Raw genomic sequence first — 15,872 nt, forward strand, 5'->3', positions numbered from 1 at the left:
CAGAGCAATGCAGCAACTCAATCCTTCCGAAATAAGTGACATCATCAAGGGTCGCATCGACAAGCTCGATGTAACCTCCCAAGCCCGTAACGAAGGCACAGTCGTCAGCGTGTCTGACGGTATCGTGCGGATTCATGGTCTGGCCGACGTAATGTACGGCGAAATGATCGAGTTTCCGGGCGGTGTCTACGGTATGGCGCTGAACCTTGAGCAAGACTCCGTGGGTGCCGTTGTACTGGGCGCTTACACGACTCTGGCTGAAGGCATGAGCGCCAAGTGCACAGGCCGCATCCTCGAGGTTCCGGTTGGTAAGGAACTGCTGGGTCGCGTTGTCGATGCACTGGGTAACCCAGTTGACGGCAAAGGTCCGCTGAACAACACCGAGACCGATGCGGTCGAGAAAGTTGCTCCAGGCGTGATCTGGCGTAAGTCGGTAGACCAGCCTGTACAGACTGGCTACAAGGCTGTCGATGCCATGATTCCTGTCGGCCGTGGCCAGCGTGAGCTGATCATCGGTGACCGTCAGATCGGTAAAACCGCTCTGGCCATCGACGCAATCATCAACCAGAAGAACAGCGGCATCTTCTGCGTCTACGTAGCAATCGGTCAGAAGCAATCGACCATTGCCAACGTTGTTCGCAAGCTCGAAGAGAACGGCGCACTGGCTAACACCATCGTCGTGGCTGCAAGTGCTTCCGAATCCGCAGCGCTGCAGTTCCTTGCACCGTACTCGGGTTGCACCATGGGCGAGTTCTTCCGCGACCGCGGTGAAGACGCGCTGATCGTTTATGACGATCTGTCCAAGCAAGCAGTGGCTTACCGCCAGATTTCCCTGCTGCTGCGCCGTCCACCAGGCCGTGAAGCTTACCCAGGCGACGTGTTCTATCTCCACTCCCGTCTGCTGGAGCGCGCATCGCGTGTTTCCGAAGAATACGTAGAGAAGTTCACCAACGGCGCAGTGACCGGCAAAACCGGTTCCCTGACCGCACTGCCGATCATCGAAACCCAGGCTGGCGACGTTTCCGCGTTCGTTCCGACCAACGTGATTTCCATCACCGACGGTCAGATCTTCCTGGAATCGGCGATGTTCAACTCCGGCATCCGTCCGGCTGTGAACGCCGGTGTTTCGGTATCCCGTGTGGGTGGTGCCGCTCAGACCAAGATCATCAAGAAGCTTTCCGGTGGTATCCGTACCGCTCTGGCTCAGTACCGTGAACTGGCGGCATTCGCCCAGTTCGCTTCTGACCTGGACGAGGCGACCCGCAAGCAACTTGAGCATGGTCAGCGCGTTACCGAGCTGATGAAGCAGAAGCAATACGCACCAATGTCGATCGCTGACATGGCGCTGTCGCTGTATGCCGCTGAGCGTGGGTTCCTGACTGACGTCGAAATCGCCAAGATCGGCAGCTTTGAACAAGCGCTGATTGCTTACTTCAACCGCGATCACGCCGATTTGATGGCGAAGATCAACGTGAAGGGTGACTTCAATGACGAAATCGATTCTGGCATGAAAGCCGGCATCGAGAAGTTCAAGGCCACCCAAACCTGGTAAGCCGCAGCGGGGGCCGCAAGGCTCCCGCTTGCTAACCTGATAGGTGTTACATGGCAGGCGCAAAAGAGATTCGCAGCAAGATTGCGAGCATCAAAAGCACGCAAAAGATCACCAGCGCCATGGAAAAAGTGGCGGTCAGCAAAATGCGCAAGGCTCAAATGCGCATGGCTGCTAGCCGTCCTTACGCGGAGCGCATTCGTCAGGTGATTGGTCATCTGGCAAACGCCAACCCGGAGTACCGCCACCCGTTCATGATCGAGCGCCCTGTTAAGCGCGTCGGTTATGTCGTAGTGAGCAGTGACCGTGGTCTGTGTGGTGGCTTGAATACCAACCTGTTCAAGACTCTGGTCAAGGACATGGCGGTGAACCGTGAAAACGGTGTAGAGATCGATCTGTGCGTGGTCGGCAGCAAAGGTGCGGCATTTTTCCGCAACTTCGGCGGTAACGTCGTCGCTGCGATCAGCCACCTGGGCGAAGAGCCGTCGATCAACGACTTGATCGGCAGCGTCAAGGTGATGCTGGATGCCTACCTGGATGGCCGTATTGATCGCCTGTCCGTGGTATCCAACAAGTTCATCAACACCATGACCCAGCAACCAACAGTGGAGCAATTGATTCCGCTGGTGGCAACCCCGGATCAAGGGCTCAAGCACCACTGGGACTATCTCTACGAACCCGATGCCAAAGAGCTGCTAGACGGCCTTATGGTTCGCTACGTGGAATCGCAGGTGTACCAGGCGGTGGTCGAGAACAACGCAGCTGAACAAGCAGCGCGGATGATCGCGATGAAGAACGCCACAGACAACGCCGGTGATTTGATCAGCGATTTGCAGCTGATCTACAACAAGGCGCGTCAGGCAGCGATCACCCAAGAGATCTCGGAAATCGTCGGCGGCGCTGCCGCGGTTTAACGGTTCAAATATTAGAGGAACCAGCTAATGAGTAGCGGACGTATCGTTCAAATCATCGGCGCCGTGATCGACGTGGAATTCCCACGCGATAGCGTACCGAGTATCTACAACGCGCTGGAAGTTCAGAGCGCGGCAGGAACCACCCTGGAAGTTCAGCAGCAGCTGGGCGACGGCGTGGTTCGTACCATTGCGATGGGCTCCACCGAGGGCTTGAAGCGTGGTCTGGAAGTAACAGACTCTGGCGCAGCCATCTCCGTACCGGTCGGTAAAGCGACGCTGGGCCGGATCATGGACGTGCTGGGCAACCCGATCGACGAAGCTGGCCCGATCGCCACCGAAGAGCGCTGGGGCATTCACCGTCCTGCACCGTCCTTCGCTGAGCAGGCAGGCGGCAATGACCTTCTGGAAACCGGCATCAAGGTTATCGACCTGGTCTGCCCGTTCGCCAAAGGCGGTAAAGTCGGTCTGTTCGGTGGTGCCGGTGTCGGCAAGACCGTAAACATGATGGAGCTGATCCGTAACATCGCCATCGAGCACAGCGGTTATTCCGTGTTCGCCGGTGTGGGTGAGCGTACTCGTGAGGGTAACGACTTCTACCACGAGATGAAGGACTCCAACGTTCTGGACAAAGTGGCACTGGTCTACGGTCAGATGAACGAGCCGCCGGGTAACCGTCTGCGCGTAGCACTGACCGGCCTGACCATGGCCGAGAAGTTCCGTGACGAAGGTAACGACGTTCTGTTGTTCGTCGACAACATCTATCGTTACACCCTGGCCGGTACCGAAGTATCCGCACTGCTGGGCCGTATGCCTTCCGCAGTAGGTTACCAGCCGACCCTGGCTGAAGAGATGGGCACTCTGCAAGAGCGCATCACTTCCACCAAGAATGGTTCGATCACCTCGATCCAGGCCGTATACGTACCAGCGGACGACTTGACTGACCCGTCGCCAGCGACCACGTTTGCCCACTTGGACGCCACCGTCGTACTGTCCCGTGACATCGCTTCCCTGGGTATCTACCCGGCGGTAGATCCACTGGACTCGACTTCGCGCCAGCTGGACCCGAACGTCATTGGCCAGGAACACTACGACACCGCTCGCGGCGTTCAGTACGTGTTGCAGCGCTACAAAGAGCTGAAAGACATCATCGCGATCCTGGGTATGGACGAGCTGTCGGAGACCGACAAGCAGTTGGTTAACCGTGCTCGTAAGATCCAGCGCTTCCTGTCCCAGCCTTTCTTCGTGGCAGAAGTCTTCACCGGTGCTTCGGGTAAATACGTTTCCCTGAAAGACACCATTGCTGGCTTCAAAGGCATCCTCAACGGTGACTACGACCACCTGCCAGAACAAGCGTTCTACATGGTCGGCGGCATCGAAGAAGCGATCGAGAAAGCCAAGAAACTGTAATCCCGGCGCCCGGCAACGGGCGCTATTAGGTTGAGGCAAGCAAATGGCTATGACAGTCCATTGCGACATCGTCAGCGCGGAAGGGGAAATCTTCTCCGGTCTGGTCGAGATGGTGATTGCGCACGGCAACCTGGGTGATATCGGTATCGCTCCAGGCCACGCGCCGCTGATCACTGATCTGAAGCCGGGCCCGATCCGCTTGATCAAGCAGGGTGGGGAAGCCGAGGTGTTCTACATCTCCGGTGGTTTCCTTGAGGTTCAGCCGAACATGGTCAAGGTGCTTGCCGATACTGTGCAACGTGCTGCCGACCTGGATGAAGCTTCTGCTCAGGCGGCCGTACTGGCTGCCGAGAAGGCCCTGAACGAGAAGGGCGCAGATTTCGATTACGGATCTGCAACTGCTCGTCTGGCCGAGGCTGCAGCTCAGCTGCGCACCGTTCAGCAAATTCGCAAGAAGTTCGGCGGCTAACCCCGCTGCACTCGATGCGCGATTGAGAAAAAGGGTAGCCTCGGCTACCCTTTTTCTTTTTTCAGATTTCCTCTTTCAAGTCAGCCCGCCTTCGGTCCGGTTGCCGCTCAGTTGGTAGTCCTATCATGTCTCTCGATATCGTTATTCTCGCTGCTGGCCAAGGTACCCGGATGCGGTCCGCGCTGCCCAAGGTCCTGCACCCCGTGGCCGGCAATTCCATGCTGGGTCATGTTATCCACAGCGCGCGCCAGTTATCCCCAAGCGGAATACACGTCGTGATCGGACACGGCGCTGATGCTGTTCGTGAACAGCTGGCAGCCGATGACTTGAATTTCGTGATGCAGGACAAGCAACTCGGTACCGGCCATGCGGTTGCTCAGGCGCTGCCCGCGCTGACGGCTGACACCGTGTTGATTCTTTATGGCGATGTCCCGTTGATCGAAGTAGAGACGCTTTCGCGCCTGCTCAAACTGGTCAACCTGCGGCAACTGGGCCTGTTGACCGTTACGCTGGATGACCCTACCGGTTACGGCCGTATCGTTCGCGATGAGCAGAATCGTGTCTGTGCCATCGTCGAGCATAAGGACGCGAGCGACGCGCAGAAGGCTATCACCGAAGGCAATACCGGAATTCTCGCGGTGCCTGCTGCTCATCTCGCTGACTGGCTGGGGCGGCTGTCCAACAACAATGCCCAGGGCGAGTATTACCTCACCGACGTGATCGCCATGGCAGCTAATGACGGCCTGGTGGTTGCCACAGAGCAACCCCACGACGCGATGGAAGTGCAGGGCGCCAATGATCGCAAGCAGCTTTCCGAACTGGAGCGTCATTACCAGATGCGTGAAGCCCGTCGTCTGATGGCGGCTGGCGTGACCCTGCGTGACCCTGCGCGCTTCGATGTGCGCGGTGAAGTCAGCGTCGGGCGCGATGTGCTGATCGATATCAATGTGATTCTTGAAGGCAAGGTCGTGATCGAGGATGACGTGGTCATCGGTCCGAACTGCGTCATCAAGGACAGCACCCTGCGCAAGGGTGTCGTCGTCAAAGCCAACAGCCACATCGACGGTGCGATTCTGGGGGAGGGCAGCGATGCCGGCCCGTTTGCACGCCTGCGACCAGGCAGCGTGCTGGGTGCCAAGGCGCATGTGGGTAACTTTGTCGAGCTCAAGAATGCGAACCTGGGCGAGGGGGCCAAGGTTGGCCACCTGACTTATCTTGGTGATGCTGAGGTCGGCGCACGCACCAATATCGGCGCCGGTACCATCACCTGTAACTACGATGGTGCCAACAAGCACAAGACGACGTTGGGTGCAGACGTGTTCATTGGTTCCAACAACTCTCTGGTTGCGCCTGTGGATATCCTGGACGGCGCGACGACTGCAGCTGGCTCGACCATCACGCAAAACGTGCCTGCTGAACAACTCGGCGTAGCCCGCGCCCGCCAGCGCAACATCGAAGGCTGGAAGCGGCCGGTGAAAATCAGGAAAGACTGAGTTATCCACAGTCCATGATGCCCCGCGTGCCAATGCTCAACATTGGCACGCGTCCATAACTATCCACACCTGACAGTCAAGCCAGGACGCGGAGCATGGGTAAGATGATCTTGAGATCACCTCTCGTTCCTCACGCTCCAGCGTAGGAATGCCGTTCGTGACGCTCCGCGTCACACCCCAGGCTCAAAAGCCGATGTCACGAGTATCCGGTAGAAATTGCGCCGCCCCATCCCGAAACCTTGACCAAAACCAAAAAATAGGTTTTGATTGCCTTCATTATCTTTCGAAACGAAACTTAAGGCAGTCATGTCGAAGCGTAATACACCGCAGCGTCGCCACAACATTCTCGCCCTGCTCAACGAGCAAGGTGAAGTCAGTGTGGACGACTTGGCTAGACGCTTTGAAACTTCCGAAGTTACGATTCGAAAGGACCTGGCTGCGCTTGAAACCAACGGCCTGCTGTTGCGCCGTTACGGGGGCGCAGTGCCGCTTCCTCACGAGCTTATAAGCGATGGCAGTCAGCCGGTTTCCCGCTACAAACAGGCCATCGCCCGCGCTGCGGTTTCCAGAATTCGCGAGCACGCCAGAATCATCGTCGACAGTGGCAGCACCACGGCGGCATTGATTCCTGAGCTGGGCCAGCAACCCGGCCTGGTGGTCATGACCAATTCCCTGCATGTTGCGCGCGCCCTGACCGAGCTGGAGCACGAACCGGTCCTGTTGATGACGGGCGGAACGTGGGATCCGCACTCGGAGTCTTTTCAGGGGCAAGTCGCGGAACAGGTACTGCGCTCCTACGACTTTGATCAGCTGTTCATCGGTGCCGACGGCATCGATCTGATTCGTGGCACCACCACCTTCAACGAGCTGCTGGGCTTGAGCCGGGTCATGGCGGAAGTCGCCCGGGAAGTCGTGGTCATGGTCGAAGCCGACAAGGTCGGTCGCAAGATCCCCAATCTGGAACTGCCCTGGAGCAGTATCCACACCCTTATTACTGATGATCGCCTGCCCAGTGAGGCGCGCGATCAGATACAGGCCCGCGGCATCAATCTGATTTGTGCTGCTGTCAGCTAGGAGATAACCATGTGTGGAATCGTCGGCGCCGTTGCTGAACGTAATATCACGGCCATTTTGCTCGAAGGCCTCAAGCGCCTTGAATACCGCGGTTATGACAGCGCGGGCGTGGCAGTCTTCAGCAACGAAGGCACCCTTGAGCGCCGCCGTCGCTCTGGCAAGGTCAGTGAGCTGGAACAGGCACTTGCCGGCGAGCCGCTGATCGGTCGTCTGGGCATTGCCCACACGCGTTGGGCGACCCACGGCGCCCCGTGTGAGCGTAACGCCCACCCACACTTCTCGGCCGACACGCTGGCAGTTGTCCACAACGGCATCATCGAGAATCACGAAGCGCTGCGTGAACAGCTGAAAGGCCTGGGTTACGTCTTCGCATCCGATACCGACACTGAAGTCATCGTCCATCTGCTGCACCACAAGCTCAAGGACACCGCCGATCTGGCGGTTGCCCTGAAGGCTGCGGTGAAAGAACTTCACGGTGCTTATGGGCTTGCGGTCATCAATGCCGCGCAGCCGGATCGCCTGCTGGCCGCTCGCAGTGGCAGCCCGCTGGTTGTCGGCATGGGCCTGGGTGAAAACTTCCTGGCCTCCGACCAACTGGCGCTGCGTCAGGTCACTGACCGTTTCATGTACCTGGAAGAGGGCGACATCGCCGAGATCCGTCGCGACAGCGTGCAGATCTGGAACGTCGACGGTGTGTCGGTTGAGCGCGAAGTGGTGCAATACCATGAAGGCGCCGAAGCCGCCGACAAGGGTGAGTATCGTCACTTCATGCTCAAGGAAATCCATGAGCAGCCCAAGGTCGTACAGCGCACCCTCGAAGGTCGTCTGGGGCAACAGCAAGTGCTGGTCCACGCATTTGGTCCACAGGCTGCCGAACTGTTCGCCAAAGTACGCAATGTTCAGATCGTGGCCTGTGGCACCAGCTACCACGCAGGCATGGTAGCGCGTTACTGGCTTGAAGGCCTGGCCGGCATCCCTTGCCAGGTCGAAGTGGCCAGCGAGTTCCGCTATCGCAAGGTAGTGGTTCAGCCGGACACCCTGTTCGTCTCGATCTCGCAGTCCGGTGAAACCGCCGACACCTTGGCAGCGCTGCGCAACGCCAAGGAACTGGGCTTTCTGGCCAGCCTGGCGATCTGTAACGTCGGCATCAGCTCACTGGTACGTGAATCAGACCTGACCCTGCTGACCCAGGCTGGCCCGGAAATCGGCGTGGCATCGACCAAGGCTTTCACCACCCAATTGGTCGCCTTGTTGCTGCTGACCCTGTCGCTGGGTCAGGTCAAGGGATCGCTGGAGCAGGGCGTCGAAGCGCAGCTGGTCGAAGAACTGCGTCGCCTGCCAACCCGCCTCGGCGAAGCGCTGGCAATGGACGGCACGGTCGAGAAAATCGCCGAACTGTTCGCCGAGAAGCACCACACCCTGTTCCTTGGGCGCGGCGCACAGTTTCCGGTGGCAATGGAAGGCGCACTCAAGCTCAAAGAAATCTCCTACATCCACGCCGAAGCCTACCCGGCCGGCGAACTCAAGCATGGCCCGTTGGCGCTGGTCGACGCCGACATGCCAGTCGTCACCGTCGCACCGAACAACGAACTGCTGGAGAAACTCAAATCCAACCTGCAGGAAGTGCGCGCACGCGGCGGCGAGTTGATCGTGTTCGCGGATGAGCAGGCCGGCATGAAGAACGGCGAGGGCACCCACGTCATCGCCATGCCACACATCATCGATGCCCTGGCACCGATTCTCTACACCATCCCGCTGCAGTTGCTTTCGTATTACGTGGCTGTGCTGAAAGGGACGGATGTGGATCAACCGCGGAATCTGGCGAAGTCGGTGACGGTGGAGTGAGTTATCCACAGGGGTGGGGGTTTCGGTAACTTAGAGCAGACTCAGATTTATCCAAAATAATCCTAACGTCGTCACTCCTTCGTACGGAGTAGCTGCGTTGGGACGTCAAGCCTCCACGGAAGGAGACCACCCCAGTATGCGCTTGGCTTTTTCGTTGCTGACGGTCGGGCTGTCCTGAGTGATATTGAAAATACCACTTTGCTCTGTTTGCAACGCCAGCAGTGCGGCGCGTGCAGCGGCTTCTACATGCACAGGGCTGGTGCCTGTCGGCTCGTCAGTGCCAGTGCCGGGCCCGTATAACTGGCCATAGCGCAAGACGGTTCCGTTCAATGCAGGCTCGCTGAGCACTTGCTGTTCCAAGGCCGCCACACCCCCCACACTGATGCCACGGCTGCCGTGTGCCTCCACGTCCAGAGGACATGTTTCCAGATAAGGGGTGTCGCCTGGACGGTAGGCCCAGGCGATGCTTTGAGCGATCAGACGGGTAGCGCCAGCAGCTCGAGCGGCGGCTACCAGATTACGCGTTCCTTCTGTACGGATACGTGCGTTGTTCTCGACCGCTTTTGCCATCAATTCGGGACTTAGGCCACGAGGCAGATCTGTCAGTTGATGAATAACGGCCCATGGCTGGATGCGGACCAACTCTTCGTTTAAACGCTCGGCGTCATAGACATCGACCACTACTGCCGTAGCACCTGTGGCCTCAATGTCCTTCACTTTTTCGGCGCGACGGGTAGCGCCATATACGCTGTAGTCCGCACCCACCAAGAGCTTGAGCAGGGCTCTGCCGATTACACCGGATGCGCCGGCTACAAAAACTTTACGCGACATTGCACTCATCTCCTTGAGGTTTCATTGCAGAAGCAAGGCAGTCACTCGCCTGATACTGTGTCGATACCCTCTAATAAAAGCTGTGGATTCTATCGGGTCGGTTATCGACTAGGCCTAGGAATAGGCTCGACCTGACAGCGCGCTTGAGGATGCTAGATTATTTACTGTGATTAACTTTGAATCGAGTGACAATCAGGAGCATTTCATCATGGCAACTATCGCGAAACCCGATCTGTCACGGCTCACGTCCTGAGCAACTGGCATATTTTTCCGAATTCCATTAGCTCTCCCGAAAAAGACCCTACCCCCACTCCCCGAAAGTCATCCTCAAGACCAGGTTTCTTCACTACCTATTCCGGCACTTTCGAAAACTTGTAAAACAGATTCGGCTCACTCACGACGTACAGGTTGCCTGCGCGATCCATGGTCAGGCCTTCGGGTTGGGGGGCGCTGTGCTTGAGGTCGGAGAAGGTAGCCAGCAGGGATCGAATGCTGACGAATCGTCCCTTGCTGTCCAGTTCCGTGATCGAGTGCGACTGGTCGCTGAGCAGCAGTAAATGGCCGGTTCGCGGGTCGTAGTAGCCGTCTGAAAGGTCGCGTGCAGCGACACTTTTCGTGATCCAGTCCAGCCGGTCGGCAACTTTGATCTGCAAGCGGCCCTGATCGATGGAGTGCAGGACGCCGGAAACTTCGAACATCTGCCGTGGATCGCGTTCCTTGATCGCGAACAGGCGGTCGTTGGCGGGATCATAGGTCACGCCTTCGAATCCCTTGTTATGAATACTGGGGTTGATCAGTAGTGCAATGAACTGAGCTTCCTCGACGTGGATGGGGCGTGCCTGCGTCGGCAACGTGATGATGTCCAGTTGCTGGAGATCTTCATCGCACAGCACGATGCGTCCGTTACCCAGATAAGCCACACCTTCGGTGTCGTCGAAACCGATCAATGGGTAGCGGGCGATTATGTCGCCGTTCACGTCCAGTGCCAGCAGCTGCATGGGGCCTTTATTGGTCACTGCCAGCAGTCGGTCATTGTCGTAGTCGTAGGTGATCCCGGAGATATTGGCGACGTCCGGGGCAAGTGGTTTGGCGTCGATAACCACATGGAAATCCGGCAGCCAGATATTCTTGTCGGCTGCCGTATTGCCCTTTAACCAGGTGCGACCGTACTGGTACAGCTGTTGGTGGACCTGAAAGTGTGTCGACACGGCATAGGCCAGGATCAGCAGCCCGAGAGCACCTGCACTCAGCACGAGTTGTGCGAGTGATACCTGCCTTCGTGCGACGTTCGACCACGTCAGGCGCTTTGCCTTTATCGTTTCCAGCTGCATGGCGTCAGGCACTCCCGCGTGTTGGGCGGCTGGGCGGGCGATTAATCAACATTTTGCTGCCACGCGAAGCGATAGGCCTGCATAGGACTTTCCGGTTTACACCGGCCGTTGTCTGCATCGGCATCGACGATGAACCAGTCAGCTCTGGAGGTCTGGCCCAGCGGCCGGGCTTTTTCCGGCAAGAAGCAATTGGCCAGTTGCTCTCCTGGCACCAGCGCAAAGGTGTCGGGGTGTTCTCTTAGCCAACGGGCAGCCTGTTCGGTTGCCGACGGCTTGGCAAAACCGAAATGCACAATGGGTTGGCGTGCATAGAGCCAGTGCCCCTCGCGCCAGTTGACCAGCACCAGATCGGCACCTTGCGTGACATAAGCGGCCTGTTCCATCAGTTCCTTGTGTGGGTTTTGGCCCTCTATGACGGGTTCGACGAACCCTCTGGCGAACCACAGACCAAGCCAGATAACCACCACCGCCGGGACAATTCGCCGAGCCCTGACGCGGTCGTGGAACCAGCGTTTCAACAACCAGGGCAGCAAGGGGGCAGCCACCAGTACCAGGCCGGGCAGCGCTGGAAAGATGTAGATCTTGCGTTTGCCACTGGAGAGGCTGAAGAACAGCAGCACCAGCAACACCCAGCCGAGCAGTACCAGAACCCGGCCATCGCGCTTGCTCAACTGTCGGCGCCAGGGCGGGATCAGCCAGGGCAGCACCAACACCAGCGGCAGCCAATACTGCGGGATGACTTTGACGAAGAAATACCAGAAGGGCTCGCGATGATCCCAGGCGCTGGCGTATCGATTGGCTGTCTGGTGCAAGAGTATTTCCTGCACATAGGCGAACCCTTCCGGGCCGCCGTCACGCACGACCGAGATAATCATCGGCACCAGCCACAGGCAGCAGGCCAGCAATAACGCCAGCAGCCCCAGCGCCCAGCGCGCGGCCTGTCCTGGCATCGCCACCACACCGTGCCAACCTTTACGCGCGGCATAGGCGTAAGGGATCAACATCAAGGCGGGAACAAAACCGACGCCCTTGGTGATAATGCCCAGGCCCATCGCCGCACAGCTGAAATAGAACCAGCCCCAGGCCGGTCCGAGTAACACGTGGCGAACCAGGCCGTAGAAGCCCAGCGCAATCCACAGGCACAGAAAACTGTCGATCTGTCCGGTGCGCAGGATGCTGTAGGTTTGATAGGTCGCCAGGAATAACAAGGCGGCGTACCGACCGATGCGCCGGTTCCACAGGCGGCTGCCCAGATCGTAGAGGACTGCGGTGGTCGCGCCTGCAGAGAGCAGCCCAGGCAGGTACAGCGCGATGTTCGGGCTGCCCGTCAGCCAAATGAAGAATGCCGTCGCCCACATGAACAGCGGCGGTTTGTCGGCATAGATCTCCGCGGCCCGGTGCGGGACGAACCATGAGCCGTTCTGCAGCATTTCCAGGGCAACGCCGAGAAAACGCTCTTCATCCACGTTCTGCGGCAGACGCACGCCCAAGCCGCCCCCGACCAGTAAAACGGCCAGCGCGACCAGTAGCCATCCCTCAAGGCGAGGCGAAAAGTGAGTTCGCACCGTCATTGCTCCTCAGGTGTCTTGGCCTGTCGGCTGATCAGCTGCAGGTTGCGCATGTACACCAGCAGACCAAAGGCCTGGCCGGCGATGAAGACCGGGTCCTGTCGGTAAATGGCATAGGCCAGCAGGATCGTGCTGCCCAGCATGCTCAGATACCAGAAGCCCACCGGGATGATGCTGCGCTTCTTGAATTCGCTGTACAGCCATTGCAGGACAAAGCGGCCGGTAAATACGGCCTGCCCGACAAAGCCGAGGATCAGCCAGAAGGTCTCGTTGTCCGGCTTCATGGCCGCAGTTCCTGTGCCTGAACATCCAGCCGAGTCCGGCGGATCAGCCACCAGACGCCGACCAGATCAAGAATGCCCACCAGCGCGCGGTCCAGGTTGCCGTACTTGGACACGCCGGCCTGGCGATGGCGGTGGTTGACGGGATGCGTGACCATACGGCCGTTATGTCGCTGAATCAGTGCTGGAATGAACCGGTGCATATGGTCGAAGTACGGCAGGCGCAGAAACGCGGCCCGCTCGATCAGTTTCAGGCCGCACCCGGTGTCTGGAGTCGAGTCTTTGAGAAGCCGGCTGCGCAGGCCGTTTGCGAAGCGCGAGGCCCAGCGTTTGCTGGCGGTATCGCGCCGATTCACTCGGTGGCCGGCCACCAGCTGTATCGCCCCGGAGCCGTTTGCGTGAGCGCGTACCAGCGCCAACATCCCGGGAATATCCGCCGGGTCGTTCTGACCGTCACCGTCCAGGGTCGCCAGCCAGGTGCCGTTGGCCGCCAGTGCCGCGTGATAGACCGAGGTACTCTGCCCAAGTGATCGCTCGTGGCGCAGGATCCGCAACACGGTCAGCCCGCTGTCCTTGAGGTGCGTCAGCACTTTCAAGGTGTCGTCTGTGCTGCCGTCGTCAACGACCAGTATCTCGTAGCGTTCTCCGTCCAGCGCTGTGCAAATCTCTTTGATCAGGCTGGGCAGGTTATCGGCTTCGTTTTTGGCCGGGATCACGACGGATAGAAAAGTGGGCGTGGTCATGGAAGTCCTTGTTATTGAAGTGGCACACGGAGCCGGGCCTGGTAGTGCTCCCGATACCAGTCGACGAAGGCCCTGACGCCGGTGTCGACCGAGACCTGTGGTTGAAAGTCGATCCATTGGCTCAGCGCACTGACGTCAGCCCAGGTTTGCAGCACGTCGCCCGCTTGCAAGGGCAGGTAGCGTCGTTCGGCACGCAGGCCTAGCGCGGCCTCCAGGCAGTCGACGAACTCCAGCAGCTTGACGGGTTGGCCCCGGCCGATATTGAAGAGTTGATGGGGCGGCTCGCTGCCAACCGTGTCGGGCGGCAGCAGGCGCAGGCGCAGGATGCTTTCGACAATGTCGTCGATGTAGGTGAAGTCGCGCGCCATTTCGCCGTGGTTGTAGATATCCACAGGCTGCCCGGCCAGCATGGCTTTTGTGAACTTGAACAGCGCCATGTCCGGCCGGCCCCAGGGTCCGTAGACGGTGAAAAAGCGTAGCCCTGTGGCGCGCAGGCCGTACAAGTGGCAATAGCTGTAGGCAGTGAGTTCGTTGGCGCGCTTGGTGGCGGCATACAGGGACAGCGGCCGGTTGACGGCATCCTCAATCTGAAACGGCATGCGCGTATTGGCGCCGTAGACTGAGCTGCTCGACGCGTAGATCAGGTGCGCCGGTTGATGCTGCCGACAGGCCTCGAGCACGTTGATAAAGCCGACCAGATTGGATTGGGCGTAAACATTTGGCTGTTCAAGCGAGTAACGCACACCGGCCTGAGCCGCCAGATGAATGACCTGTTCGAAGGCGTTTTGCGCGAAGAGCGCGGACAGACCTTCGGCATCGGTGATGTCCAGCCTGTGGAACGTGAACCCTGGCAGGCGCTGGAGGATGGCCAGGCGCGATTGCTTGAGCTCGACGCTGTAGTAATCGTTGAGGTTGTCGATGCCGACGACCTCTACGCCGAGCTCGCACAGACGCTTGGCGACATGAAACCCGATGAATCCGGCAGCACCTGTCACCAGTACCGTCATGGTTGAGCCGCCCGGCCACGACCAATGCCGTAGTAGGTAAAGCCCGCCTCATGCAGTTGCGACGGATCGAACAGGTTGCGGCCATCGAACACCACGCGATCACCGAGCTTTTCGCCGAGCCGGTCCAGATCCAGCACCCGGTAGTCCTGCCATTCGGTCACCACCACCAAAGCGTCTGCGCCTTCCAGGGCATCTTGCTTGCAGTGCACCAGTTGCAGGTCGTTTCGCTCGCCGTAATGATGCCTGACCGCTTCTATCGCCTGAGGGTCGTGTGCTTGAACCCTGGCACCGGCTGCCCAGAGTGCTTTGAGCAGGGTATGGCTGGAGGCTTCGCGAATATCATCGGTATTGGGCTTGAAGGCCAGTCCCCAGACGGCGAACACCTTGCCCCTGAGATCACCGTGATAATGCGTGTGGATATTTTCAAACAGGCGGTGCTTCTGGCGGCGATTGACCTGTTCCACAGCGTTGAGCAACGCCGTTTCCACGCCGTGCTCGCTGGCTGTGCCGATCAGCGCCTGCAAGTCCTTGGGAAAGCATGAGCCACCGAAACCGCAGCCCGGGTAGATGAAGTCATAGCCAATGCGCGGGTCGGAGCCGATGCCTAGCCGCACCTGTTCTATGTCGGCACCTACTTGTTCAGCGAGGTTGGCGATCTCGTTGATGAACGAAATCTTGGTCGCCAGCAGGCAGTTGGCTGCATATTTGGACAGCTCCGCGCTGCGCGCATCCATGACCACAAACTTCTCGCGGTTGCGACTGAAGGGCTGATACAACTCGCGCATCTGCTCCAGTGCCCGCGGGCTGGCGCCGCCGACGATAATGCGATCCGGACGCAGGCAATCACTGACCGCGCAGCCTTCCTTGAAAAACTCGGGGTTGCTGATCACTTCAAAGCCGTCATCACGTCGCGGACTGGCAGCGATCTCAGCGAGCAGGCGGTCAACGGTGCCCACTGGCGAGGTCGACTTGTTGACAATGATCCGGGCACTTTCGGCGTGTCTGATTACCGAACCCAGTACGGCAAACACTTGGCTCAGGTCCGCCTTGCCATCGGCTTGCGCTGGCGTACCGACTGCGATGAATACCAACTCTGCAAAGCGACTGGCGTGTACTTCATCGGTTGTGAAACTGAGTCTCTTGCAGTCCAGGCCGTTGCGCAGAAGTTCGCCAAGACCGGGCTCGAATATCGGACATATACCATCGCGCAGCGCGTCGATGCGTTTGCTGTCGACATCCATGCAACAAACGGTATGACCTACCTCAGCCAGACAGGCGGCAAGGGTAAGCCCCACATAACCGGTTCCGAACACTGTCACTTTCAAGTGTCGCTCCTTCCGCCTCATGACATGAATGGATG

At 58.7% G+C, this 15,872-nt stretch carries 14 protein-coding genes; 7 read left to right on the plus strand and 7 right to left on the minus strand.

Annotated elements, in window-relative coordinates; genetic code table 11:
* Positions 1-7 precede the first annotated feature (7 nt).
* The 7 genes from atpA to glmS all read left to right on the plus strand — a co-directional run bounded on the left by atpA (position 8) and on the right by glmS (position 8,751).
* Positions 8-1,552, plus strand: coding sequence for a F0F1 ATP synthase subunit alpha (gene atpA / locus BT119_RS08105; RefSeq protein WP_072365301.1), 1,545 nt, complete (start codon positions 8-10; stop codon positions 1,550-1,552).
* Positions 1,553-1,602: 50 nt separating this feature from the next.
* Positions 1,603-2,463, plus strand: a complete 861-nt coding sequence (atpG, locus tag BT119_RS08110) for a F0F1 ATP synthase subunit gamma (RefSeq protein ID WP_003367855.1) — start codon at positions 1,603-1,605, stop codon at positions 2,461-2,463.
* 27 nt (positions 2,464-2,490) lie between these two features.
* Positions 2,491-3,870 (plus strand): F0F1 ATP synthase subunit beta, encoded by a 1,380-nt coding sequence (atpD, locus tag BT119_RS08115; RefSeq protein ID WP_002555982.1) that lies wholly within the window; start codon positions 2,491-2,493, stop codon positions 3,868-3,870.
* A 43-nt stretch (positions 3,871-3,913) separates the two neighbouring features.
* The gene (locus BT119_RS08120; RefSeq protein ID WP_003413751.1) at positions 3,914-4,339 is read left to right on the plus strand and encodes a F0F1 ATP synthase subunit epsilon; all 426 of its coding nucleotides are present in this window, start codon (positions 3,914-3,916) and stop codon (positions 4,337-4,339) included.
* Positions 4,340-4,464: 125 nt separating this feature from the next.
* Positions 4,465-5,832: a bifunctional UDP-N-acetylglucosamine diphosphorylase/glucosamine-1-phosphate N-acetyltransferase GlmU gene (gene glmU, locus BT119_RS08125; RefSeq protein WP_003367859.1), complete on the plus strand. Its 1,368-nt coding sequence runs from the start codon at positions 4,465-4,467 to the stop codon at positions 5,830-5,832.
* 306 nt (positions 5,833-6,138) lie between these two features.
* A complete protein-coding gene (locus tag BT119_RS08130) occupies positions 6,139-6,906 on the plus strand; it encodes a DeoR/GlpR family DNA-binding transcription regulator (RefSeq protein ID WP_003367861.1) in 768 nt (255 codons plus the stop codon).
* 9 nt (positions 6,907-6,915) lie between these two features.
* A complete protein-coding gene (gene glmS / locus BT119_RS08135) occupies positions 6,916-8,751 on the plus strand; it encodes a glutamine--fructose-6-phosphate transaminase (isomerizing) (protein WP_003432746.1) in 1,836 nt (611 codons plus the stop codon).
* Between the two features lie 105 nt (positions 8,752-8,856).
* On the opposite strand, the gene BT119_RS08140 is transcribed toward glmS, so the two are convergent.
* The 7 genes from BT119_RS08140 to BT119_RS08170 form a co-directional block, all read right to left on the minus strand.
* Complete coding sequence (locus tag BT119_RS08140) at positions 8,857-9,582, minus strand: NAD-dependent epimerase/dehydratase family protein (protein WP_072365303.1); 726 nt, start codon at positions 9,580-9,582, stop codon at positions 8,857-8,859.
* 350 nt (positions 9,583-9,932) lie between these two features.
* Positions 9,933-10,913, minus strand: a complete 981-nt coding sequence (locus BT119_RS08145; RefSeq protein WP_058416427.1) for an SdiA-regulated domain-containing protein — start codon at positions 10,911-10,913, stop codon at positions 9,933-9,935.
* A 41-nt stretch (positions 10,914-10,954) separates the two neighbouring features.
* Complete coding sequence (locus BT119_RS08150) at positions 10,955-12,484, minus strand: ArnT family glycosyltransferase (protein ID WP_072365305.1); 1,530 nt, start codon at positions 12,482-12,484, stop codon at positions 10,955-10,957.
* Positions 12,481-12,765: a lipid-A-disaccharide synthase N-terminal domain-containing protein gene (locus tag BT119_RS08155; RefSeq protein WP_003367870.1), complete on the minus strand. Its 285-nt coding sequence runs from the start codon at positions 12,763-12,765 to the stop codon at positions 12,481-12,483. Before BT119_RS08155 ends, BT119_RS08150 begins: the two co-directional genes overlap by 4 nt.
* Positions 12,762-13,505 carry a glycosyltransferase family 2 protein gene (locus BT119_RS08160; RefSeq protein ID WP_003432750.1) on the minus strand — a complete coding sequence of 248 codons (744 nt, stop codon included), beginning with the start codon at positions 13,503-13,505 and terminating at the stop codon, positions 12,762-12,764. The genes BT119_RS08155 and BT119_RS08160 overlap by 4 nt, the downstream gene beginning before the upstream one ends.
* A gap of 11 nt (positions 13,506-13,516) precedes the next feature.
* On the minus strand, positions 13,517-14,512 hold the full coding sequence (locus BT119_RS08165; protein WP_058416429.1) for an NAD-dependent epimerase: 996 nt from the start codon (positions 14,510-14,512) through the stop codon (positions 13,517-13,519).
* Entirely contained in the window at positions 14,509-15,837 is a 1,329-nt protein-coding gene (locus tag BT119_RS08170; protein ID WP_161437944.1) for a UDP-glucose dehydrogenase family protein, read from the minus strand. Before BT119_RS08170 ends, BT119_RS08165 begins: the two co-directional genes overlap by 4 nt.
* Positions 15,838-15,872: the final 35 nt, after the last annotated feature.

The sequence above is a fragment of the Pseudomonas sp. NFACC10-1 genome (assembly GCF_900119195.1).
Lineage (GTDB): Bacteria > Pseudomonadota > Gammaproteobacteria > Pseudomonadales > Pseudomonadaceae > Aquipseudomonas > Aquipseudomonas cerasi.